The organism is Nodularia spumigena CCY9414, from assembly GCF_000340565.2.
GTDB lineage: Bacteria > Cyanobacteriota > Cyanobacteriia > Cyanobacteriales > Nostocaceae > Nodularia > Nodularia spumigena.
The window spans coordinates 1,737,215-1,760,351 of sequence record NZ_CP007203.1 but is presented as its reverse complement, the minus strand read 5'-3'; the positions used below and the strand labels follow the sequence as shown (position 1 = coordinate 1,760,351).

At 39.6% G+C, this 23,137-nt stretch carries 21 protein-coding genes; 16 read left to right on the top strand and 5 right to left on the bottom strand.

The genetic code is table 11. The features are described from left to right. Window positions 1–122 precede the first annotated feature (122 nt). From NSP_RS07760 to NSP_RS07735, 6 genes are all read left to right on the top strand, one after another. On the top strand, window positions 123–785 hold the full coding sequence (locus NSP_RS07760) for an ATP-dependent Clp protease proteolytic subunit (RefSeq protein ID WP_006197616.1): 663 nt from the start codon (window positions 123–125) through the stop codon (window positions 783–785). 109 nt (window positions 786–894) lie between these two features. Further along, window positions 895–1,488, top strand: coding sequence for an ATP-dependent Clp protease proteolytic subunit (locus NSP_RS07755; RefSeq protein WP_006197617.1), 594 nt, complete (start codon window positions 895–897; stop codon window positions 1,486–1,488). 624 nt (window positions 1,489–2,112) lie between these two features. Then, window positions 2,113–2,775, top strand: coding sequence for a phosphoribosyltransferase (locus NSP_RS07750; RefSeq protein ID WP_006197618.1), 663 nt, complete (start codon window positions 2,113–2,115; stop codon window positions 2,773–2,775). Between the two features lie 69 nt (window positions 2,776–2,844). Further along, the gene (locus tag NSP_RS07745; RefSeq protein WP_006197619.1) at window positions 2,845–3,474 is read left to right on the top strand and encodes an HPF/RaiA family ribosome-associated protein; all 630 of its coding nucleotides are present in this window, start codon (window positions 2,845–2,847) and stop codon (window positions 3,472–3,474) included. 4 nt (window positions 3,475–3,478) lie between these two features. Beyond that, window positions 3,479–3,697: a hypothetical protein gene (locus NSP_RS07740; RefSeq protein ID WP_006197620.1), complete on the top strand. Its 219-nt coding sequence runs from the start codon at window positions 3,479–3,481 to the stop codon at window positions 3,695–3,697. Between the two features lie 14 nt (window positions 3,698–3,711). Continuing rightward, window positions 3,712–4,182 (top strand): YbhB/YbcL family Raf kinase inhibitor-like protein, encoded by a 471-nt coding sequence (locus NSP_RS07735; RefSeq protein ID WP_006197621.1) that lies wholly within the window; start codon window positions 3,712–3,714, stop codon window positions 4,180–4,182. Window positions 4,183–4,407: 225 nt separating this feature from the next. Here the strand turns inward: NSP_RS07735 and NSP_RS07730 are convergent, their stop codons facing one another. Continuing rightward, window positions 4,408–4,860 carry a pyridoxamine 5'-phosphate oxidase family protein gene (locus NSP_RS07730; protein ID WP_006197622.1) on the bottom strand — a complete coding sequence of 151 codons (453 nt, stop codon included), beginning with the start codon at window positions 4,858–4,860 and terminating at the stop codon, window positions 4,408–4,410. A gap of 246 nt (window positions 4,861–5,106) precedes the next feature. Between NSP_RS07730 and NSP_RS07725 the strand changes: the two genes are divergently transcribed. The 3 genes from NSP_RS07725 to NSP_RS07715 all read left to right on the top strand — a co-directional run bounded on the left by NSP_RS07725 (window position 5,107) and on the right by NSP_RS07715 (window position 9,236). Next, the gene (locus NSP_RS07725) at window positions 5,107–5,406 is read left to right on the top strand and encodes a sunset domain-containing protein (RefSeq protein ID WP_006197623.1); all 300 of its coding nucleotides are present in this window, start codon (window positions 5,107–5,109) and stop codon (window positions 5,404–5,406) included. Window positions 5,407–5,567: 161 nt separating this feature from the next. Next, entirely contained in the window at window positions 5,568–6,068 is a 501-nt protein-coding gene (locus NSP_RS07720) for a hypothetical protein (RefSeq protein WP_006197624.1), read from the top strand. A 159-nt stretch (window positions 6,069–6,227) separates the two neighbouring features. Then, on the top strand, window positions 6,228–9,236 hold the full coding sequence (locus NSP_RS07715; RefSeq protein WP_006197625.1) for a cation-translocating P-type ATPase: 3,009 nt from the start codon (window positions 6,228–6,230) through the stop codon (window positions 9,234–9,236). Window positions 9,237–9,275: 39 nt separating this feature from the next. Here NSP_RS07715 and NSP_RS27185 read toward each other — a convergent pair whose 3' ends face one another. Beyond that, the gene (locus tag NSP_RS27185) at window positions 9,276–9,410 is read right to left on the bottom strand and encodes a hypothetical protein (RefSeq protein ID WP_269454118.1); all 135 of its coding nucleotides are present in this window, start codon (window positions 9,408–9,410) and stop codon (window positions 9,276–9,278) included. A gap of 11 nt (window positions 9,411–9,421) precedes the next feature. Next, a complete protein-coding gene (locus NSP_RS26770; RefSeq protein ID WP_269454117.1) occupies window positions 9,422–9,586 on the bottom strand; it encodes a histidine kinase dimerization/phospho-acceptor domain-containing protein in 165 nt (54 codons plus the stop codon). A 454-nt stretch (window positions 9,587–10,040) separates the two neighbouring features. Between NSP_RS26770 and NSP_RS27585 the strand changes: the two genes are divergently transcribed. The 3 genes from NSP_RS27585 to NSP_RS07705 all read left to right on the top strand — a co-directional run bounded on the left by NSP_RS27585 (window position 10,041) and on the right by NSP_RS07705 (window position 11,875). Continuing rightward, a complete protein-coding gene (locus NSP_RS27585) occupies window positions 10,041–10,226 on the top strand; it encodes a hypothetical protein (protein ID WP_006197627.1) in 186 nt (61 codons plus the stop codon). 396 nt (window positions 10,227–10,622) lie between these two features. Next, entirely contained in the window at window positions 10,623–10,868 is a 246-nt protein-coding gene (locus NSP_RS26760) for a hypothetical protein (protein WP_071839282.1), read from the top strand. Window positions 10,869–10,879: 11 nt separating this feature from the next. After that, window positions 10,880–11,875 carry a hypothetical protein gene (locus tag NSP_RS07705; protein WP_373567427.1) on the top strand — a complete coding sequence of 332 codons (996 nt, stop codon included), beginning with the start codon at window positions 10,880–10,882 and terminating at the stop codon, window positions 11,873–11,875. A 526-nt stretch (window positions 11,876–12,401) separates the two neighbouring features. On the opposite strand, the gene NSP_RS07700 is transcribed toward NSP_RS07705, so the two are convergent. Next, window positions 12,402–13,565 carry a PAS domain-containing protein gene (locus NSP_RS07700; protein ID WP_006197630.1) on the bottom strand — a complete coding sequence of 388 codons (1,164 nt, stop codon included), beginning with the start codon at window positions 13,563–13,565 and terminating at the stop codon, window positions 12,402–12,404. A gap of 1,368 nt (window positions 13,566–14,933) precedes the next feature. After that, a complete protein-coding gene (locus NSP_RS07690; protein ID WP_006197538.1) occupies window positions 14,934–16,166 on the bottom strand; it encodes a glycosyltransferase family 4 protein in 1,233 nt (410 codons plus the stop codon). A 146-nt stretch (window positions 16,167–16,312) separates the two neighbouring features. Here NSP_RS07690 and NSP_RS07685 point away from each other — a divergent pair, with 146 nt between their 5' ends. From NSP_RS07685 to NSP_RS07670, 4 genes are all read left to right on the top strand, one after another. Continuing rightward, window positions 16,313–17,266, top strand: a complete 954-nt coding sequence (locus tag NSP_RS07685; protein ID WP_006197539.1) for a glycosyltransferase family A protein — start codon at window positions 16,313–16,315, stop codon at window positions 17,264–17,266. Between the two features lie 276 nt (window positions 17,267–17,542). Continuing rightward, complete coding sequence (locus NSP_RS07680; RefSeq protein WP_006197540.1) at window positions 17,543–18,385, top strand: hypothetical protein; 843 nt, start codon at window positions 17,543–17,545, stop codon at window positions 18,383–18,385. Between the two features lie 54 nt (window positions 18,386–18,439). After that, complete coding sequence (locus tag NSP_RS07675; RefSeq protein WP_006197541.1) at window positions 18,440–20,440, top strand: ATP-binding protein; 2,001 nt, start codon at window positions 18,440–18,442, stop codon at window positions 20,438–20,440. 30 nt (window positions 20,441–20,470) lie between these two features. Next, window positions 20,471–23,086 carry a DNA translocase FtsK gene (locus tag NSP_RS07670; RefSeq protein WP_006197542.1) on the top strand — a complete coding sequence of 872 codons (2,616 nt, stop codon included), beginning with the start codon at window positions 20,471–20,473 and terminating at the stop codon, window positions 23,084–23,086. Window positions 23,087–23,137 lie beyond the last annotated feature (51 nt).

Sequence of the window (23,137 nt, the reverse complement as noted above, 5' to 3'; positions counted from 1 at the left end):
TGACCAATGACCAATGACTAATGACCAATGACTAATTAGCGAGAAATCCACACTTGATGTAGGTTAGCATCGCGTTAGGATGTATTACAGTTAACGGCATAGTTTCAGGCGATTCAGTTGCTATGGACAATTCCCCCATCAAGGCTGTGCAAGCCCCTTATCAAGGTGATAGTTTTTACCGGACACCGCCGCCAGATTTACCTTCCTTATTAATGAAGGAAAGAATTGTATATCTGGGAATGCCATTAGTGCCGGCGGTTACGGAATTAATTATCGCCGAATTGCTTTATTTACAGTCCGACGACCCCGAAAAGCCCATTAAAATCTACATCAACTCAACGGGGACTTCCGGCTACAGTGGCGAACCCATTGGCTTTGAAACCGAAGCCTTCGCCATCTATGACACCATGAAATACATCAAGCCTCCCATCCACACCATTTGTATTGGTTCGGCAATGGGTATGGCCGCGATGCTACTCAGTGCTGGTACAAAAGGTTGTCGCGCCAGCTTACCCCACTCCTCTATTATCCTGCATCAACCCAAGAGCTACGCCCAAGGTCAAGCAACGGATATTCAAATTCGGGCTAGGGAAGTTCTGATCAACAAAGCTTCCTTAGTTGATATTCTGGGTCACACCACAGGACAAGCACCCGAAAAAATTACCAAGGACATGGATCGTCTGTTATACATGACTCCTTATGAAGCCAGGGACTACGGTTTAATTGACCGAGTTTTTGAGAAAGAAGAACTCGCCAATCCCCCATTACCTGCCAGTGTTCTCTAAATACAGTGGATAGTCATTATGCTTTGGGAAATTCACCAATGACTAATGACTAATGACTAATGACCAATGACCAATGACTAATGACTAAATTACAAGCGGAGTAACGAAGATGCCTATAGGTGTTCCTAAAGTTCCTTACCGGATGCCCGGAGGACAATATACAGATTGGATTAGTATTTACGATCGCCTTTACCGGGAACGAATTATTTTCCTGGGACGAGATGTTGATGATGAAATTGCTAACCAAATTATCGCTGTCATGCTGTATCTGGATTCAGATGATCCAGGTAAGGATATTTATTTATACATAAATTCTCCCGGTGGGATGGTGACATCCGGCATGGCAATTTTTGACACCATGCAACACATCAAATCAGATGTGGTGACAATTTGTGTAGGTTTAGCCGCCTCAATGGGTTCATTCCTGTTAGCAGCCGGCACCAAGGGTAAACGCATGGCATTACCTCATTCTCGGATTATGATTCACCAGCCTTCCGGCGGTACTCGTGGACAAGCCAGCGATATCGAAATTGAAGCCAGAGAAATTCTGCGGATTCGTCACCAGCTAAACGGTATTTATGCTGAGAAAACTGGTCAGGACATATCTAAGATTGAAAAAGATATGGATCGTGACTTTTTCATGTCTGCTGCTGAAGCCAAAGAATACGGTTTAATCGACCGTGTAATTGAAGAGCGTCCGTAGAATCATGGGAGTTAGGAGTAGAGAATCGCAAATTTCCTCACTCCCCATTTCCCAGACAAAACCCTCAATTAAATAACCTGCAAATCTGGTTTTTAACCTCACCCCGTTTTTAACTTGCATCAAAGCCTCCCCTCTCCTTAGCAAGGAGAGGGGCTGGGGGTGAGGTTCTATATTTTATTAAATCCCCACACCGTAGCTAAATATTTGCTAACTATAGGAATCATATTTGATTTATGAAAAAAATAAGTATTGTAGGGTGCGTTAGGATGAAATCCGTAACGCACCATTATTAAGGGTTTGGTGCGTTACGCTACCGCTAACACACCCTACGTGTTTGTTCAATAATCAAATAGTAGTCCTATATTATTAACTAATATTGACTCCCTGCACCCTCCCCCCTGCCCCTTTTCCTCCATTAGATAGATAGATAGATTGATCATGTCGCCTCGTTAGTCAGAGGTTATGCAACGTATTGCTTTCTATGATCAATTTAGAAGCAGTAGCAGAACTTAGTGACTGGTATTAGTAACCATCACCAGTTGAGCGCGCAAATAAATCTAGAGGAAAAATACCCGTTAATATCTAAAACCTCATTTTTGAGACAAATACCAGGAGAGTGATACCATGCTATTCAAAAATCGCACAATAGCAGGTCAAATTTTAGCCGGGGAATTAGCAGATTATACTAATCGTTCAGATGTGATCGTATTAGCTCTACCCAGGGGTGGTGTACCCATCGCCTATGAAGTGGCAAAAGCCTTAAATGCTCCTTTAGATGTGCTTGTGGTGCGTAAATTGGGTGTACCTGAGCAAGAAGAATTGGCAATGGGTGCGATCGCATCTGGCGGAGTCCGGATTATTAATGAACATATTACCAACTTGGGGAACATCTCCGAGGACACAATTGCCAGAGTAGCAGCACAAGAAGAACGAGAATTAGAACGTCGCGAACTTCTTTATCGAGGCGATCGCCCATTCCCCGATTTAGAAGGACGCATAGTCATCTTAGTAGATGATGGTTTAGCTACAGGCGCAACCATGTGGGCGGCGGTAGCATCTGTGCGGCGACAAAACCCCGCGAAAATTGTCATTGGTGTACCCGTGGCTGCTAGCGCCACTTGCCAAGAGTTACAAGTTGCAGTGGATGAAATTGTCTGCGCTGCCACACCCGACCCCTTTTATAGTGTGGGTTTATGGTACGAAGACTTTCCCCAAACGACAGATGATCAAGTTCGTGAGCTGCTAGCAAAAGCCCAAACCAGCCATGAACCATTAACTCTTACCTAAACAAGCTTTGGCCTTTGGGAATATCAAGATTGATTTTTGCCAATAGCCTATTTGGAATATCACAAAAATATGAAAGTACCACCAGAAATTACTTATCGCAATGTCGAGAAAACAAATGCGATTGATAACCTAGTGCATGAAAAAATCGCCAAACTAGAGAATGTTTGCGATCGCATAAGTAGCTGCCATATATCCATTGAAAAGATACATGATCGCCCCCGTAGTGGTTCACCTTACCGTGTGCGGATTGATATGACTGTACCCCCCGGTCACGAACTCGTAGCAGAAAGAAATCCCGCAGAGAGTAATCAATACGACCCTTTAGATGCAGTGATTCGGGACGCTTTTAATGCGGCTCGTCAGCAACTAGTTAAACTCAACCAACGACAACACGAAAGCCAGCGCCCTCAAAATCAAGAACAAGCCGAAGAAACAACGGCACTTGTCACCAAACTATTTAAAGATAGGGGCTATGGCTTCTTAAGAACTTTAGAAGGTCGAGAAATCTACTTCCACCGTAATAGCGTGTTACATCATGACTTTGAACGCTTAGAAATTGGTACAGCTGTGCATTTTGCCCTAGAAATGGGTGAAGAAGGCCCCCAAGCTAGCACCGTCAAGATTGTTGATAAGCCAGGTGTTCGCGCAGGTAAGTCTGAGCAGACCTTAATTGAACCACCATTAGAGTGGAGGGAATAAGCCTGTGAACTCACAAGTTAATGAACTCAAACAAACGGCATCGCAACTATTAGCCGCCATGCTATCCAACCCCCATATTTACCCAAAAGTCAGCGATGAAGGTAGCAGTGGACGCATGGAACAGCAATTAATTCTTGTCGCCGTGGAGATGGCTCAAAGTTTAAACCAACACATAGAAAATCCTCATCCCCAAGGTGCAACCCAACTAAACCAAAAAAACTGAATTATTCATCGCTTATGGAACTTCAAAGCCTAGCTTTTTTCATCGGCAGTACAATTCCCTTCAAATACACCTGCGATGGCGAAAATATTGCCCCTCCCCTAGCTTGGGATAGCCCACCCGCAGGTACTGTAAGTTTTACATTGGTAATGGAAGATCCAGATGCCCCCAAGGAAACTTTCACGCACTGGGTAATTTACGATTTACCTGCAAATCTGCGCCACCTACCAGAAGGGATTACAAAAGAACCTCATTTACCTCATGGCGGTGTGCAAGGGGTAAATGATTTTGGTGAGTTGGGTTATGGTGGCCCCTGTCCACCTGATGGAACCCATCGCTACTTTTTTAAACTCTACGCTCTTGATCAATTATTAGGGTTGCCACCAAGGGCGAGTAAAACTGAGGTACTGGCAGCTATGAAAGGTCACGTTTTAGAGGCTGTAGAACTGATGGGACGCTATAGCAGGGAAGCTCCTGTGAATGTTTGAATCCCCTATGCGTTTATTCCCAATCCTTTTTTTGTAGGGTGTGTTGTCGCGTAGCGCAACGCACCATCTTAAAATATCGGTGCGTTAGGACTAAAGTCCATAACACACCCTACCTAAATGAAAGGTTTTTAGACTTGTGTATACAGTAGGTCATAGTGTGGGGAGGATTTCAAATCAATTCAAAATTCAAAAAAAGTTAAGCAGTTTGATATTGTGAATATAGATTTATCTGGAATTAACTCCAATGGTTTGGGGGTGAATGCTGGATGGACTATCCCAATAATCAACTTTGTGAATATTCACTTTGAGTAAAACCAAGTCGGGTTCGTCTAGTCCTTTGGGTAGCCAAGTTTGAAGTTCTGGCTGCCATTGTTCTTGCATTTTGTTACGGTCTTTAACGAGTTCTGCTGTACCTGAAACAGAAACATATCTCTGTTTATCAGGTGAGGTGAAACTAACGTTTACTTGCTGATTGCGTTTAATATCATCCGCTTTCTGAGTATTGGCGGAGGTAAAGAACCAAATTGCGCCTTCGGAGTTAATGTCACCACTTTTGTACATGGGACAACTGTGCAAACGGCCATTTTGATCAATTGTGGTTAACATCCCACAACTAATGTCTGCAATCAGTTCACGCAGTTTTTGGATTTGTTGACCTCGGTCTGTAGAAGTTGTCATGACTCTTTTATGTATCTAACTTTTCTAGACTAATAAGCAGTGAATTTTAAAATCTGTTGCTTGATTTTGGATAATTGCTCTAAGTTGTTCTTATTATTAACGATGTTTATGATTAATTACGTGACTCTAGAGGTGGAGTTATATGAAATTTCTTTCTTTCATGTATACCTCTAGAGGTAAAATATATATGATTAGATGTATTACAGGTTGAAAATAAATTCGCTGAAATTCTTATGAGGTTATTTTATGGAACCTGTCATCAATAAAAGTCTAGGGTCAACTGTTTTTATTATGGGGATTGTGGTTGTATTGGCGCTTTTGACAATGAAGTCTAGTCCTCGTTCTTCTGCCTCTGTGATTGCATCCATCAAAACACCAAAATGCACTATCAAGGGCAATATCTCTATGAAAACAGGTAGTAAGATTTATCACCTTCCGGGTATGAAATATTATGAATCCACAGTTATCAATCCAGCCGTTGGAGAAAGGTGGTTTTGTACAGAGTCAGAGGCGATCGCAAATGGTTGGCGTAAATCACGCAGGTAGCATAGTAAAATTTATTTTATCGCCAGGTGGGGAAAATTACTGTTTTTTTGCCTCGGAGAAATTCCATAGGATCTGATTTTGCAACTTTAGGCTGATGTAAATAAAGGTAAATTTAATCAATCTTGATATACAAAGGCCCTACTTTCGGAGAAAATTTGCAGATGACATCTACCTTCGACTGGCAAAAAGTTAATGTACCTGAAATTGTCGATAGTCTCACGACAATAATTTTCTCTCCGCTCATTATTCCTGTTGCTGAAGCTGTTAAACAACCTGTAATCAGGAATACCATCAAAGAAGGTATGGCTTTATCTCAAAGATGTCAGGAAGTCGTTAACGAAGCAATGGAGAGATTTGAAAATAGGGCAGCAGAAGTAAATACCCAAGACTATCTGACAGATGGTAGATCATCTGTGGCTGAGGATTTTGTCAATGTCATGTCTGACCTCAATGCCGATGTTGATAGAATGACGAACGGTGTTGTGGATTTAAGGTTGCTAGTCCCTCTAGCTTTGAGTATACTTGCTATCCGACAATTGTTGAAACAGGGTCTAAAACTTGAAGAAATTCCTTGGTATATATTAGCATGGTTTGCTTTTGATAGCTTCGTAAAACTTAACGATAAAGACGAAATTAAGTTAGTTAACTTACCAAAAGATTAGGGAAGTATAATAGAGGTATATTACCTTTATTTTTTGGATCTTTGCAAGTCTTAATGGTAGACTTATTCATTAGCTTGCTTTTGGCAACTATAATAATGATCGAGCATAGAAATTAGAATCTGATTAGTTATTAGGGGCGCTACAGGAGCAAAACTTGCTGTGATTCAAGCTATACACAAGAGAGTTAAAGGGAGAGCTAGATACAAAGTTAATCAACTTTATCGTTCACCATCTTTAGCCAGATATTTGGAGCGATCGCTTGCAAATTACCCAGAAATATTGTATGTTTCGGCTAATTCATTAACAAGCAATATTCTCGTCTGTTTTCAAGCTGAAAATAGCTGGCATGACATCGGCTTACTCATTGACAAAGCTGTAAAAGATTATCAGAAATTTCCTAATTTATCTCCAACAGAAAAAGTATCAAAATCTTTAAAAAAACAGAAGTTAGCTGTTAACAATGCCCAAGACCAAAAAATAGAAAATTGGCATTCAATCACAGCAGATACAGTTATAGATATATTAAATACTTCCAAAACATCAGGATTATCTAGTGAGTCTGCCACAATAAATCTGACTAAATACGGTTCTAATATTTTATCGACAATACCAACCCGTTCCCCTGTAAATATTTTAATTGATCAGTTTAGATCTCTGCCAGTGGCTTTACTGGGAGCGGCGGCGGGAATTGCCATTATTACTGGCGGCGTGGTCGATGCTGTGGTAATTATGGGTGTTGTTGGTTTAAATGCGGTGATTGGATACATCACAGAAAGCCAATCAGCCAAAATTATTCAATCTCTCCAAAATCGGGAACAAATATTAACTTGGGTAATTAGAGAAAATCAGCAGGTGGAAATTCCTACAGAAAATGTGGTTGTAGGAGACATTTTATTTCTCAAACCTGGTATTTATATAGCAGCAGATGCCCGACTCATCGAAGCGGATAACTTGAGTGTAGACGAATCTGCTTTGACTGGCGAAAGTATTCGGACTACAAAAACTACTGCGCCTGCGTCTGATGAAAATATCCCCTTAGCTAACCGTTTGAACATGGTTTATAAAGGGACTTTTGTTACTAGCGGTGAAGGATTGGCTGCGGTTGTCGCCACAGGTAAATTTACAGAAATGGGCAAAATCCAACAACTTGTGAATGAGGCGATTTCTACAGAAACTCCCTTAGAAAGACAACTAGATCAGGTGGGAAGTCAACTGGTTTTAGTCGGTATGGGAATTTGCAGTTTTGTCTTTGGTTTGGGAGTGCTGCGGGGATATGGTTTAGTGACAATGATGCAATCATCTATATCCCTCGCAGTAGCTGCGGTTCCCGAAGGTTTACCCACAATTGCAACCACTACCCTCGCTTTAGGTATCCGTGCAATGAGGAAAAATAATGTCCTGGTTCGCAGTCTCAGTGCGGTGGAAGCTTTGGGTTCTGTGCAGACAATTTGTTTGGATAAAACCGGGACAATTACCGAAAATAAAATGTTAGTGGTGGAAATCCGGACAACTACTCAACAAATTACCGTGGGTTCAGAAAATATTAATCCCTATACTAACGATGAACTGTTAAAGCTGATGCATATATCGGTTCTCTGCAATGAAAGTGAAGTCAGTCAACAGGAGAATGGTGAGTATGTGGTTACAGGTTCGCCCACGGAAAATGCTTTGATTAATTTGGCAATTAGTGCTGGGGTGGATGTTATACAACTCAGACAAAAGTATGCACTGATAGAAACCAACCTGCGAACCGAAAACCGTAACCTCATGAGTACAATTCATGAGACTAATAATCACCACAAATTGATTGCAGTTAAAGGTAATCCCGCCGAAATGATTGAAATATGTCAATGGGGGATGAAAAATGGAGAAATATTGCCTTTAACAGCAGAAGACAAGCGGGCGATCGCAATAGAAAATGACCGTTTGGCGGGAAAAGCACTGCGAGTCTTAGGAGTAGCCTACAGCCATATTCATCATGATCACAACGGCAATAATCATGAAACAAACCTCACCTGGCTGGGTTTGGTAGCGATGACAGATCCAATTAGAGTGGGGGCGAAAAAATTGATTGGGGAGTTTCATCAAGCTGGAATTGATACAGTGATGATGACCGGCGATCAAAGTTCAACTGCTTATGCGATCGCGCAAGAATTAGAATTGAGTCGAAATAACCAACTAGAAATTCTCGATGCTACTAACCTTGATCATCTCACACCAGAGGCACTAACAACAGTCAGCGACAAAGTTAACGTTTTTGCCCGCATCAGTCCTAGTAATAAACTGCAAATCGTCCAGGCTTTGCAAGCAGCCGGAAAAGTCGTGGCCATGACCGGGGACGGAATCAATGATGCACCGGCACTGAAGGCGGCACAAGTGGGCGTTGCGATGGGTAAAGGCGGAACCGATGTAGCCCGTGAAGTTGCAGATATAGTCCTCGAAGATGACCGACTAGAAACCATGATCATTGCAGTCAGTCGGGGGCGGACTATCTATAACAATATTAGAAAATCTGTGCATTTCCTCCTGTCTACCAACCTCAGCGAAATCATGGTAATGACAACCGCTACAGCTGCTGGTTTAGGCGAACCCTTAAATGCAATTCAACTGCTGTGGCTAAATTTAGTCACTGATATTTTCCCTGGTTTATCCCTAGCAATGGAAGCACCAGAACCTGACGTATTGAGTCAACCACCCCGCAATCCTGATGAACCCATCATCAAAGATTCTGACTTTGGTAGAATTATGTTTGAATCAGCCACAATTTCTGTCAGTACCTTAGCAGCATACAGCTATGCCCTCCTCAAATATGGCATTGGGGCGCGCGCCAGCACAGTTGCTTGTATGACCCTAATAACGGCACAATTACTACATACAATTAGCTGTCGTTCTGAAAATCACAGCATATTTAGTCAAGATAAACTACCCAATAATCCTTACTTAAATACTGCCATTATAGCTTCTTTTGCCATTCAACTATTAGCTGTAGCCATCCCCCCACTGAGGAACATGTTAAAAATTACCCCCATTAGTATGATAGATACTGCTGTCATCGGAAGTGGTGCTTTATTACCCTTCCTCCTCAACGAAGCGACAAAAACAAGCGATGAAAATCAAAAAGCAAATCTCTCCAACTCTTCCTCTCCGCGCCTCTGCGCCTCTGCGTGAAACACATCCCTCCATATAAAATCGAAATTTCTCAAATATTCAGGGATTATCCTTTAAACTTAAATGCCTTTCCAGATTTTCAATTCTTTGGCGTTGATGGGTGATTGTCTCTAGATGGTTATTCGATTCATTTTCTAGTTCTGCAATTCTGCCCTTAGATATAGAAATCTTCAAATTTCGTTTAATCACACTAGGCAATGATTCATTAATTTAGCTGAAGACTGAATCCGGTAGAGATTTTTTACCGGCTGCTCATCTACCACTTCCTTCAGAGTTTCACTTAACAATTGAGACGACAGCAAAATAATACTCAAAGGTGTGCGAAATTCATGAAAAATCATCGCAAACAAGCGCAGTTTTAACTCACCGAATTCTTTTTGTTGAGCCAGAGAAACTTCTAAAGACTCAATTTGATCGCGTTTTACCCATTGACGATCAAAAAGACACTTTGCATCAAGTATAAACCGACAGCAAAGTGTCTAAATTAAAGCCAAACTTCATCCTAAAATATTTCTCAAGGTAGATTATAAAATCATTTTTATGTTGTCTGGTAAAAGTATACAGCCTGTCCTAGTACCGCAAGGCGGAAGTCAAAAGTCAAAAGTCAAAAGTCAAAAAGCTTATAAAATGGGCTTTTCAGGGATTTTGAATGGTCTGTTTATTTACGCCGTCTTGTACTAGTCTACTAGGGACTATATTATCTGTGTTTATCTGTGGTCGAATAATTCCTGTAGGTGGGAGCTATATCTTTAACCAAAGAGATGCAGTTAGGCGTTAGCATACATAGCACAGATATGCTGATTTGTGAACATTATTAAAATCAGTGAATCTGAAGTCAAAACCCCTGGTGGAATAGTCATACCTGACACAGCTAAAGAAAAACCCCAAATGGGAGAAGTTGTGGTAATTGATCAGCCTGAGCTGCAACACAAAGCGGCTGTCTCTCCTGGTGCTATGATGGGAGAGACATTTGGCTATGAGACAATATAATCTAAAAATCAAATATCTGTCTTGGGTGAACCTTTGTAGAGACGTTGCATACAACGTCTCTACATTCTTGATCACCAGATGTCTATGGCATTTTCACAAATAGCATAAAAACCCATAATCTTAAGTGCAATATGAACACTCCAGCCAATTTGTCATAAATTTTCCCGAAAATCTGTCTAATTTCTATATTTAGTACCCCAGAGGTATAGAAGCAATAGACACTTGAATGGTGATAATTAACTATATGTATCTCAAAAAGATCGCCTATTGGTTACTCCAAGTTACTCTGAGCCAAAATCAGTGATTTGAATAAAACTTACAATTGAACATACACGGATCACATTTCATTTGCTTGAATAGCTATATTGATAGAAACAAATTCACTCTTCACCGATTATGACTAGTAAATACATTCATGTTAGGGAATATACTGTCCGGGCGCATAAAAGACAGATTCATACTCGTGTTTTCCATTTTGTCTGTAAGCAATGCGACCAAACTACACAACGCGAAACTTTTGGGCCTCGTCCATTATATTGCGAGCAATGCCGACCACCGCAAGCCCCAAAGAAATCTCATCAGTCATCTCAAAAGGCAAAACCTAGAGCCATGACTTACAAAAGTGATATCGATTTAGGATGATTTTAAGTTTGATGAATAATCTATTACCATTGGAACCCCCTGAAGCTTTTATCTCTCCACTGTTAGAGTTACGAGACTACTATGCTAGCCTCGTCAAAGAGTATGAAAGCTTATACAGACAGGCGCGATCGCAACTCGATCATGTAGATGCTTTATTGTCTAACGGCTCTTCTTCGTCAGATACTAACGGTAATCTGGCAAAGTTTAAGATGCTTCCACAGGTTTCCGCTTCATATCAAGAAGATTCATTATTATCCGTAGCTGATGAAACTCTTGATTCTACCCAGTCTGAGTTTCCAGAATCAGACAACTTGGATATAGATAATTTCGCTGCGACAACTACAGAGATTCCAGAGTCGTCAACATCAACTGACGCTCAAGATCAATCAATCAAAGTGCCAGATATTCCCATGCTACCTGAGTATCAACATGAAAGTCGCATGGAAGCTATCAAGAGTCTTCTGCGCGAACATCTTGGTACTGTTTGTCATATCGATTTTATTGTGCGATCGCTTTATGGAGAATTAGAGCCAGCCATCTTCAAAGTCGTCAAAGGTAGAGTCCAATCCTCACTGACACAAGGTCGAGAAAGGCGTGTTTGGTCAGGTATTCCTGACGAACCTGGTTGTTACACTCTGAATTTAAGTTTAGTCACCTCCAACAAAACCAAAGGTTACTCTCAAGCCGGGAAATACAAACAGAAGAAACCGCAGACAATCTCCCAGACAAATGTCGTCCCCATGCTTGCAGAATTTGAGGGTTTATTTTTAATAGATGCTCTTTCTGATTTCTTAGAAAAACATTCGGGGAGAATTTTCAGTGTTGCTCAAATCATCACCGGTCTTTATGGAGAACTAGATGAGCAGGAAGTTCGAGAGGTGAAAACCAAGGTGCTAAATGAACTATCACGAGGCTATCGCACCGGGCGATTTTCTAGAGTCCCTGAAAAAATTGGCTACTACACTTGGGATTCAAAGTTGATGTTAGAAACCAGCCGAGGGAGATGAAGTGGGGAGGTGGGGAGAACTATAGCAAAAGTCAAAAGTCAAAAGTCAAAAGTCAAAAGTAGGGGCGGGTTTACTCATATCCTCGTTGATATTGAATGATATCTATGTAGCTTGCGTGGCGTAGCCATACCCGCCCCTACGGTGACTGGGTTTTAGGCTTTTGCCATGTCCTAACAACCTTGGCGGTTGCTATAGCTGCTATCGTTCTTCCTTCTGCTATATAAAACCTAGACAAAACTAGACTTTACTTTCTACTTCAACGGGAGCATGGGAGCAGTTATCCCTCAGTAGACTTTCACGCCTTAGCCAGACGCGATTGTGTTCCAATTAAGTTTCTGAAAAAGACTACCACCATCATTGCTTGGTTTTCGCGTCGGCAATAGTCTCAATTCAATACTTGATATCACCGTATTATATATCAAGTAGTTGATTTTTTCCTAAAATATATATTGATTTTTGTCAATATAAGTATAGTTTTGTCTATGAAATTGTCAACTTAGGACTTGCTCTCCCTTCTCGTCCTGACTCACTCCTTCAAAATAATATATTTTTTGGAGTCAAAACTAATTAAACCTTGTTGTTGTAACTTTCCCATCAATCGGGTAATTGTCACTCTGGTAGTACAGCACGCACTAGCGATATCTTCATGAGTTAAACGAACACTTAAGCGAATTCCTTCTGGTACAGGCTCACCAATTTGCTGTTTTAAAAGTTGCAAAAGATGGTATAATCTTTCCTCAACCCGCCGTTTGCCAGCAATAACTAAAAAAGATTCTGTCTGTTGTAACCGTTGATTGATTTTTGGTAACAAAATATGGCTCAACATTGGGTTAACTGCTATTTCTGCTACGTAAATTGAGGATAATTCCACATCGCATAGGGCTGTGGCTTGATAAATGGGTAGAGAAGTCATGTTAGAGCCAAAAACCATATCTTGTGTCGCTAATCCAATCAATATTTCTTCGCCAGTTTCACAAAAAGTATTCAGCTTAACTAACCCCTGGCGAACATACCAAACTACTAAAGGATTGAGGAGAATAGTTTCTCCTTTAGTATGTTTATGTACAGGGCGCTCCTCAATTAAATCACTGTTATTATTGATTAATTCTGTTTTCTTTTGCTGACGTTCATTGATGTTACGCAGCAACCAACGCAGAGAGTTGGCGTTACCCTGTTGATTACGCACCACCGCCACAGTAAAAGCTGCGTCAAAATCCTCGCCATTATTTTGTTGCAGACGCACTACTAATTCTCTCACTCTGTCCGATTGGCGTAGCTGGTTGAGTTCACTGCGAAAGGGTTCTCGTTCTTCCAGGCGGACAAAATTAACTATTGGTTTACCTACGAGTAATTGTCTGGAAACGTTGAGCAATTGCGCTGCGGCTAGATTAGCTTCTTGGATGATTCCTTCGGTATTCGTGACTAAATAGCCATCTGGTGCAAACTCGAATAAATCTTGGTAGCGTTGGCGTTCGGTTTCTAGCCAATTTCGGGTTTCAATCAGTTCCTCATTTTGCAGATAAAGTTCCTCGGCCGCTAATTGCACCATTTTGGAGGTGCTATAGAGTTCCTTAAAAGCTTGGGGTAGCAGTTCCGGGGGAATCCAAGGTAATACGCTAGCTGTTTGGTACAAATCTGCTAAACGGCTGTGCAGTGCTTCTGTGCTTTGAATGAATTGTTCTATGTTCACCTTAAATTCCCGCTACTTGCTTGCAGAGGTTGAGCAAAAAAAGTCCACTAGATCAATACTGGGATCAATTGCACCACTCTTGAAGATGCCCAATGATCAAACTTTGAATCAGCTGCAACTGCTGCCCAAATCAACCCTGAATATCTACATATATATACTCAGGACTTACGCAACAATTGCCAAAAATCTTGATTTATCTAACCGCCTTCGCGCAGCGTATGCCCCCAGGGCTTTAGTCGCCCGCGCGCAGCGATGCCCGCAAGGGCTGTAGAACGCCAAGAAAACGTAAATTATGCGTAAGTCTTAATACTAATTCTCCAAGCTACCACAAAATCGGTATCTGGTGAACTTGCGGAATTACTTAACTGTTTGCAATACTTTAGCCATTTTTGGTAGTAGGGGTTAAGCGACAGCACAACCCAAGGCATTTGTTGGGTTTCATGCTTCAACCCAACCTACGAATCAAGGCTTTTTTCAATTTGGCTCAGGTATTGTGTTTGTAGATGGCATATTATCTTTATTTACATAGTTTTCTCCACTTCAAAGTTTACATTTTGTGATGAAAAGTTACTTCTACCTTTGGTGAGACAATAAAAGGCTAATTAATAAGCCAATTAACAGTAAAAAGTATGGTGGTTCGGGAAGTTTGAATAATACAAAGTCTTGGAATTGTTGTAGGTTTTTAGACCAGTCCATAATAAATATGCCGTCAATCAGATTTTTACGCTATTTAAGGGTTTTTCAGCAATTTAATTTGTGTTTCTCTATATCTCAGGCTCGAAAAATTGACTCTTGGTTTAACTGCTTTGTATCTAATCTTTGTGATGATTATTGCCTTCATTTATGACGGTAACTGCCTTTTTTGTCTCTAACGTCCACCGTAGGAATCAGTCTGTTACTAACTTAGGTATAGGGTTAATTTTAAGTTTTCTTGTGTTCGGGAATACAGTTCGGCTCCCTTTGTTTGTCCCAAGGAAAGAAGGAGAGGGTTGGGGTGAGGTTTTAGAGGATGTTTTATAAAAATAAGATAAGCTGTTGAGCATTCAACTTGCACAATTTGGACGGGCAAGATGCCCATCCCACAAGAGTTGTATCTAAATATGTTGTGCAAAATAAGGTTTTTTCAGCTTATGATAAATTTTGTAGTTTTTACTACAGTGATTTTATCAAAAATTAAAATCTGAATTTTGTATAGTCAATCACGTAATTTATTAACAATTATTAGCGACTTTAGTTAGATAAAACTTAATGATTAATTTGGTGTATTTGTAAATAAGCATAACAGCTTATCAACGCGCGAGGTTAAAGGAGTGATGGCGGTGGTATAAATATGATATGATCGCTGCTCACTCCTCTTTTTTCCATTTTCTATCCTTGATGATTAAGTCCCAAACAAACTTGTTCATAACGTTTTCCGGCGATCGCCCAAGTGAATTCGGTTTCTACAAGTTGTCTAGCGTTATGAGATAATTGATCACGCAGTTGGGGACTGTCAAACAGTTGACTAATGGCGGCGACGTATTCAGCAGGTTTGTTGGCGCGTAATGCGCTGATTGGCTGCTCTATAGCGAGTCCTTCTAAACCGCGATCGCTAGCCACTACCGGCACACCAGCAGCCATTGCTTCTAAAGTTTTATTTTTAATCCCAAAGCCAGTGCGTAGGGGAACTACGCAAACAGTGGATTGATGTAGATATTCTACCATTGAGGGAATCCGACCAGTAACGATGACTCCAGGAATGTTTTTTAGTGCTAAAATTTCTGGTGTTGGTCTGGCACCGACTATACTAAATGTGGCATCAGCATAAGTTTTTTGCAGTTCTGGTAGCACTTCTAACGCACAAAAACGCGCCGCATCTATATTATGGGATGCATCCATCGCTCCCACAAATATTAACTTATGTCCGCCTGGATCTTGGTCACGATAGGGAAATAATTCTAAATCTACACCGTTGGGTATGACTTGAATTTCCATTTCAGGACGAAGTTTGAGAAATTCTTGGCGGTCGTCTTCTGTGGTGACAACTATGTGAGAAAATTTATTGCAGTAACGTTTTTCGTAACGTTCTAGGATGAAGGCTAGATACAGGCGATCGCGTAATGGATTTTGAGAAGCACCCATTTTTAAATGGTCGTTAGTCCAGCTATAAACTGAACTATGAATATCTACAACTGTATTGATATTTTGGCGAAATTCTGGTCTAATATATATTTCATTCACACTATGTTCACAGGTGATGACATCAAACTTTTGCCCTTGAATGTAATTATCTACTAAGGTTTGAATCTCTGGTGAATAGCGATGCAACACATTAGCTGGTGTCGCTTTAATTACTGATTCGGCAAAGCGTCTTATTTTCCCAAATATTTGTGCGACAGGCTTTTTTTCCGGTATTTCCGGCGCTAAAGGAAAAACCATCAATTCACTCACATATTTTCGTAATTCCTCTACTTCAGTCGCCGAAACCCCCTCGTGCTGCTGCGTGACTAAAGTCACAGAATGGTTTTGCTGTAAATATTTGAGCAAATTAAAAGTTCTAATTTCTGTTCCCCCTCGACTCGGTGGATAAGGAAATGTAGAAGATAGCATCAGAATACGCATATAATTCTGCTGATTTTTTTAGTTATTCGTAAAATTATTCCCAATATCAGTCTCAGGAATCAAAAAGCTAGACTAAAATCGGTACAAATAGCATAATGGATAAATTCCAGTAAATAACATTATTAAAAATTGTGTAGATATCACACATGAATAATAAACCATTACTATCTATAGTTACGGCTACATTAGGTAAATTTTCCGATTATTGGCTAGAAAACCTCTTAAATGTGGAAGGTGCTGTCCAATTTGTTTTTATTTATCCTCCTCAAGTCAAAATTAAACTGATCGATGATCCTAGAGTCACAGTTATAGTTAGTCCTTATAAAGGCGAATGGCTGCAAAGATATGTAGGTTTTCTCAATGCTACCGGAGAATACGTTTTAGCTTTGGATGATGATGATTATGTTCATCCGCAAGTATGTGAATTAATAACTAAATACTTTAACATATTTCCTGAAAGCTGGATTATCAGGTTGCAAAAACTGAACATAGACATCAACGATGAACCGCGAATTAAGCAACCTTGGGCAGAAATTCCAGATATTGACAAACTCCAAGTGTGCAAAAAAACACCTGAAAATCCTTTTCCTTACGAAAATGGTAACTTTCAAGGTTTGTTAGAGGTTCCCATTGCTCCCTTACAGAAAAATTTTGATTTCCGTTATTTAATTTGGCCTTTTCTCACCAGAAGAGATAATGAAGGTTATCATTTTGAAAACTTTAATAATATTGTTTGGAGAAATGATTTAATTCAGCAAGGTTTACCAGAACTTTCACGAGCCACAAAAGTGTTAGGAGCAGTAACCTGGATACCAGCAATTGGTTTGGATAGATTAGCTGGGTTATTTATCCAAGCTCAATTTTTTCAGCCAGATGCTATTATTGGTCATTGGATGCCAAAACCAGAACAAATTAGATACATCGATAAAGATCCTGCATTGAAACCACCGCGATTTCATATTTTTTCCGATATTCTCTTGATCAAGGTTTTTCCCCAATATGGTTATTTTTGGAATCTGGCATTTAATAAATTATATGGTGTTCCGAGAACTTTGGCTAAATTGCTCAAACTCAAGTTAATCAAAAAAGCACAGCAGTAATATTTATCTAGTACACTGCGGCGTAAATATGGATACCCTTTCAAAAGGTTCAAAAGCCCAACATAAAAGCTTTTTGACTTTTGACTTTTGACTTTTGACGAACGCCTTGCGGTACTAGTTTCTTAACTGGGTTGGTAATTCAGGTGTGGGAGGATATAGAGGCGCATAGCTGGCTGTAGCCAACATCACAAAATCTAGCTATTATAGGAAATATGTGTAAATTAGTGCCATTCAAGCTACAGTATTTCTGAGTTATGTACAAGCAGGCTGACACGCATGGATACGAATGAGTTAAAATTCCTCTTAAATTTGTTGGGGTGTGCTAATTATCGCTCAAGTCTGGGTAAAAAACCCTTGGAAGGTTTGAGTGGTAGGAATACAAGTTGTAAAAAATTAGGCGATCGCGAGCTGGTAGACTATTCTCGTGAGATAGCCACGGTTAAAATTTTACCTCCAGGTCAGGCACTGCTGAAACTTGATTCGGCTCAAGTACCCATCACAGTTAAAGAACTCAAGGTACTAGACAAGATAAGTAAAGCTTCAGGTATCGCCCCCAGCAAAATCACCTCAGTCAAAGCAGCAGAACGAAACGCGATATTGAAAGCGCTGAGTGATAGGGGCTTGATTTCATCTGAAGAGAAAATGAAAAGGACACAAGCTGAGGTTTGGCTAACCCAAAGAGGAATTGAGTATTTGCGGGATGAATACACCCCCGAAGGAAAAGCAAACATCAATCTGAATCTACTCAATAATTACTTGCGGTTTTTGCGTCAGAATTTCCGAGTGAAGCCAGAATCAGCCCCTATTTCATCACCTGTTAGTGAAAATTCTGCTCCTGAAACGATTCTCAATGTCAGTGATCAAGATATCTTACAAATGATTGAGAAATTAGATAAAGAACTAGGTACAGAGAATTATTTACCCATTTTTCATTTACGTCAGAAGCTACAACCGCCCCTATCACGAGATGAATTAGATCAGGCGCTGTATCGCTTGCAAAGAACTGACAAAATTGAATTGAGTTCATTGTTAGATCCTACACCTTACACTACAGAACAAATTAATGCAGGAATTTCACAAAATGTTGGTGGTTCGCTGTTCTTTATAAGTGTTATCTAACAATAGATAAATTAGTTTTTTAAAATTAAGTTTGCTCTCTCACAGTAATTAACTATGGCATCTATCGACGACATTATTAAGCGCGAAATTAACCCCTTTGACCGAGTAAATTCAAGGACAGGTAATTTTTGGGTCAAAGACGAAGATAAAGAAGCTATAGTTGATTCAATTCATCAAGAAGCCATAGCTGAAATTGAAGAAGTTCTCAACTTAGTAACTACAGATAATTTAAGTAGAACTATCTTACTTGTTGGTGATTCAGGTTCTGGCAAAAGCTATCTTTTAGGTAGACTCAAACGCACCCTTAATTCTAAAGCTTTTTTTGCTTACATAGGACCTTGGGTTGATGATGAGTATATCTGGCGACATATCTTGCGTTATACAGTAGATAGTTTAATTCAAGTCCCAGATGGACAGCAAGAATCTCAGTTAATTCTCTGGCTTAAAAGTTTATCCGCTTTCACAAAAAATAGCCTGAAAAAGAAACTGTTTAATGATAATGTTTGGGATTTATTGCTGGATAATCGTCAACAATTTATTAAACATCTCAAGCAAAACTATCAAACTTCGAGTATTTATAATCCTGACATTTTTTTTGGCATTATACATTACCTCACAAATCCAGAACTTTATCCCCTAGCCTGTGAGTGGTTACGAGGAGATGATTTAAGTGAAGAATCCTTGCAAGCTTTAAAAATCAAAAAGTGCATTGATACAGAAGATGCAGCTAAAAACATATTAGCAAATTTTGGCAAAATTTCTACTGCAACTCAGCCAATTGTTTTATGTTTTGATCAGGTGGAAAGTATACCAAATTGGTTGTCTAATCCACAAGCAATATTTAATATAAACACTACTCTTCACAATGAAAATATCCAGAATTTTCTAATTATAATTACTATAGTCACAGATCCTTGCAGGCATAGTTGGAAATATATTCCACAGTCTGATAAAGCTAGAATAGATAAATTAGTTAGTCTTAAAAATATTAACTTAAATCAAGCGGAAGCGCTTTGGCAGTATAGATTACAGCCAATACATCAAGCAGCTAAACCTCAACCAGAATCTCCTATTACTCCTTTAAATCGCCAAATTTTAGAGAACTATTTTCCAGGGGGTAAAACCAACCCTAGAAATGCATTGCTTCTAGGTAAGGGTGAGTATCAAAAATATAAAAATAGTATTATAGGAAATGGTGGCGGAGTAAAAGTAGACGTTGAAGCAGAGTTTCAATTACTATGGCAGCAAGAATATAAAAAAAATCAGCAAAAATTTCCTAAAATTTCTTTGCTATCATCGCCTGATTTAATTAGGATGTTGCAAGTGGCTTTAGAAGCATTAGAAGTACAGTTAGTAAAACCTAAACTGATATCAGGCAAATATACTGGCTATTCCTTGAGTTATCAACAACCTAAACAAAGAGAAAGAATAGGAATAATCTGGACAGAAGATGCCAATATGACAAGTTTTTTTCATGTGATGAATGCTTGTCAGAGAGCAATTCAAGAAAATATTTGCCAAAAACTTTACTTAATAAGAATTGGTAATGTAGGAAACGTAAAACTTGCAGGTTATAAAATGTACAGCCAGATTTTTTCTAAGATTCAGAACACTCATATCAAACCAAATCTTCAGTCAGTTCATTACTTAGCTACTTACCATTCCTTAGTTAATTCTGTATTAGCTCAGGAATTAGTTATTGGATACAAAACTATTAATTTGCAGACATTACAAACTTTAATCCGTCAGTCTGAACTTTTGCAAAATTGTACTTTGTTGCAGGAATTAGGGATTGTTAATAAATCTGATGAGCCTAGTGAAAATGGAAAAAGACAAAGAGATTTAAGACCTGTCAAAGATTTTTTATTAAACCTAGTCACAACCCAAAAGTTTCTCGGTGTTCTTATTTTAATTTCAAAAGCAGCCGAACAGTTTCCGGATGTAAAAGAAACTGACATTCAACACTTAATTGACCTATTATCTCAGGAAAGGAAAGTAAAAATTATCGACCCCAAAGCTAAAGTTGAAGACCAATTAATTTGTTTGATGGCTTAAAGTTAATTATTTCTTATAAATTTTCAGTCAATGCACTACCTGACAACAGCAACAGAAATCCGTGGGTTCATCTCCACATTAACATCTCACAAAACTCTGTGGTTAGATACAGAAATTGCCGATTTTACTACTCACTATCCCAGATTATCGCTGATTCAGGTATTGGCTGATCCTACAGATTCCACAGGTGTATCCGCTTACCTTCTTGATGTATTAGATAAACCTGATTTGGCAGAATATTTCATTAACCAAATCATGATTAATCCCAACATTGAGAAGGTTTTTCACAATGCTGGTTTTGATCTCAAGTATTTAGGAAAAAAACTCGCACAAAATATTACTTGTACATACCAAATAGCTCGAAAAATTACTCGCGATCGCCTGAAAGTTTCCAATTTAAAACTTAAAACTTTAGCAGCAGAACTTTGTCATTTTGTCAATGTCGATGCAGATGAAGGCAGCAGCGATTGGGGTAAGCGTCCCCTGAGCGACAAGCAAGTAAAATATGCAGCAATGGATACGGTTTATTTAGCTGCTGTGCATAGAAAGTTACTAGAAATATCCGAACCTCACGCTGTAGCAAATATTTTTAATATGGTAAATCATATCTCACATCCAATAACAGCAAAATCTGTAAATTCACCTTTAAATGTTACTAAAGTTAGAATTGCTTTTGAGTGCGCCCGGCTGTTTTATTTAAATCATAAGTTTGGTGACAAAGCTATATTTTTTCCACCAAATAGTGCTACTGGTATTGGCAACCCATTTCATAAATTAGCAGATGAATTTGTAAAACTAGCGCTGATTGAACCACGATTCAAAGCTGTATTAAAGCCAGCCGCAGAACAGCTAAAGCTAGAGGAAGTTTCCTCGCAAATGCAACAAATATTTTATCAATTAGAATTTTTTCCCTACCTGCAAACAGCAACGAATAAAAACCCTAGTCACGGGCAAACTTTACTCCAAGTTTGGCAAGGGTTACAAGGACTAATTAAACGCTTTGCCGAATTGCTGATTATTAACCGCCAGTATTGCAATGCTGAAACCGTTATTAGTAACACTTTTATATCTCAAGAACACAGTATTGAGTATGACTTTACTTTACCTGATGGTACACAGCAACTGGTAAGAGGAGAATTTGATTGTTTAGTTTTTAACTTTGCTCAAAATCGGCTGTGTATGATAGAGTTTAAAACCTATCAGCCTGTAGACCCATCATCACAATTAGCCCAGGTTTCACTTTATAGTTATATGCTATGGCAAAAGAAGAAAGTACCTGTTGATTCGGCGGTTTATTGTGTTTTACCAGAGTTTAAGGAATATAAATACTCTTGGGAACAGCTAGAAAATACAGTTAATCAACTGATTCCCCACAAATTATTTCAGATGCAGCAATGGCTAAGTTGGGAACCACCACAACCCAATACGCCACCACCCACAACTCAATCTTATCTGTGCGAAATTTGCCCCCAGCAGGAAAAGTGTCAAACTTTTTTTACTGCGCCTGTTGCAGATGAGGTAGATAATTTACTCTCAGAAAATAAGAGTATAGATGCAAATTCTACTCAAGATATTACACACAATACAAGCAAGGAAGCAGAATCTGTAAATGCTGATTTTATCGGTGCAGAATTGGTGACGACTCTGCAATCTTTTAATGTTGGTGTTGACTACCTGGGGGCTACTGTGGGGCCAGCTTTTATCAGAGTTAAGCTTAAACCCCATCGGGGTGTGAAAGTTAATGCCATCATTAAATTATCAGCCGATTTACAGGTGCAGTTGGGGTTAGAAAAGCCGCCTTTAATTGCTCCCCAAGCTGGTTATGTTAGTATTGATTTGCCACGTCAAAATCGGCAAGTTGCTAGTTTTGAAGCGTATATTCAGCCGCAATTCTTACCGCCTACAGTACCTGTAAAAATTGCAATGGGGGTGAGTATAGAGGGGTATTTGCTAGAGGCTGATTTATCTGATCCGAATACTTGTCACTTTTTGGTTGGTGGTACAACTGGAAGCGGTAAAAGTGAGTTTTTGCGATCGCTCCTTCTCAGTTTACTATATAGTCATTCTCCCCAACATCTCAAAATTGCTCTAGTTGATCCTAAGCGAGTCACATTTCCAGAGTTTGAAAAAATGCCTTGGTTGTATTCGCCAGTGGTTAAAGATTGCGATCGCGCGGTCGAACTTATGGAACAATTAGTTGCAGAGATGGAATCTCGTTACCAAAAATTTGAGAACGCTAAATGTGCCGATTTGACTAGCTACAATCAAAGTTCCTCTCATATTTTACCACGAATTGTCTGCATTTTTGATGAATATGCCGACTTTATGGCAGAAAGAGAAGTTCGCAAAGTATTAGAATTAAGTATAAAACGTTTGGGAGCAATGGCAAGAGCCGCCGGTATTCATCTGATTATTGCCACACAACGCCCAGAAGCCGGAATTGTCACCCCCATTATTCGTTCCAACTTACCCGGAAGAGTCGCCCTGCGAACTGCTAGCGAAGCCGACTCAAAAATTGTCCTGGGAGGTACAGACACATCAGCCGCCTATCTCTTAGGCAAAGGTGATTTACTTTACCAAATGGGCGCTCAAACACACCGCTTACAAAGCTTATTCGCTAAAAATATTAGCATACCTTCAGTCTAAATAAAACCGTACTGCTATAATCTAACTGCCTCAAGACAGACAAAGCTAACC

Bases quoted from the DNA above. Each gene is read 5' to 3' on its own strand.
- NSP_RS07760 (WP_006197616.1), top strand. From the start codon at position 123: ATGGACAATTCCCCCATCAAGGCTGTGCAAGCCCCTTATCAAGGTGAT.
- NSP_RS07755 (WP_006197617.1), top strand. From the start codon at position 895: ATGCCTATAGGTGTTCCTAAAGTTCCTTACCGGATGCCCGGAGGACAA.
- NSP_RS07750 (WP_006197618.1), top strand. From the start codon at position 2,113: ATGCTATTCAAAAATCGCACAATAGCAGGTCAAATTTTAGCCGGGGAA.
- NSP_RS07745 (WP_006197619.1), top strand. From the start codon at position 2,845: ATGAAAGTACCACCAGAAATTACTTATCGCAATGTCGAGAAAACAAAT.
- NSP_RS07735 (WP_006197621.1), top strand. From the start codon at position 3,712: ATGGAACTTCAAAGCCTAGCTTTTTTCATCGGCAGTACAATTCCCTTC.
- NSP_RS07730 (WP_006197622.1), bottom strand. From the start codon at position 4,860: ATGACAACTTCTACAGACCGAGGTCAACAAATCCAAAAACTGCGTGAA.
- NSP_RS07725 (WP_006197623.1), top strand. From the start codon at position 5,107: ATGGAACCTGTCATCAATAAAAGTCTAGGGTCAACTGTTTTTATTATG.
- NSP_RS07720 (WP_006197624.1), top strand. From the start codon at position 5,568: ATGACATCTACCTTCGACTGGCAAAAAGTTAATGTACCTGAAATTGTC.
- NSP_RS26760 (WP_071839282.1), top strand. From the start codon at position 10,623: ATGACTAGTAAATACATTCATGTTAGGGAATATACTGTCCGGGCGCAT.
- NSP_RS07705 (WP_373567427.1), top strand. From the start codon at position 10,880: ATGAATAATCTATTACCATTGGAACCCCCTGAAGCTTTTATCTCTCCA.
- NSP_RS07690 (WP_006197538.1), bottom strand. From the start codon at position 16,166: ATGCGTATTCTGATGCTATCTTCTACATTTCCTTATCCACCGAGTCGA.
- NSP_RS07685 (WP_006197539.1), top strand. From the start codon at position 16,313: ATGAATAATAAACCATTACTATCTATAGTTACGGCTACATTAGGTAAA.
- NSP_RS07680 (WP_006197540.1), top strand. From the start codon at position 17,543: ATGGATACGAATGAGTTAAAATTCCTCTTAAATTTGTTGGGGTGTGCT.
- NSP_RS07675 (WP_006197541.1), top strand. From the start codon at position 18,440: ATGGCATCTATCGACGACATTATTAAGCGCGAAATTAACCCCTTTGAC.
- NSP_RS07670 (WP_006197542.1), top strand. From the start codon at position 20,471: ATGCACTACCTGACAACAGCAACAGAAATCCGTGGGTTCATCTCCACA.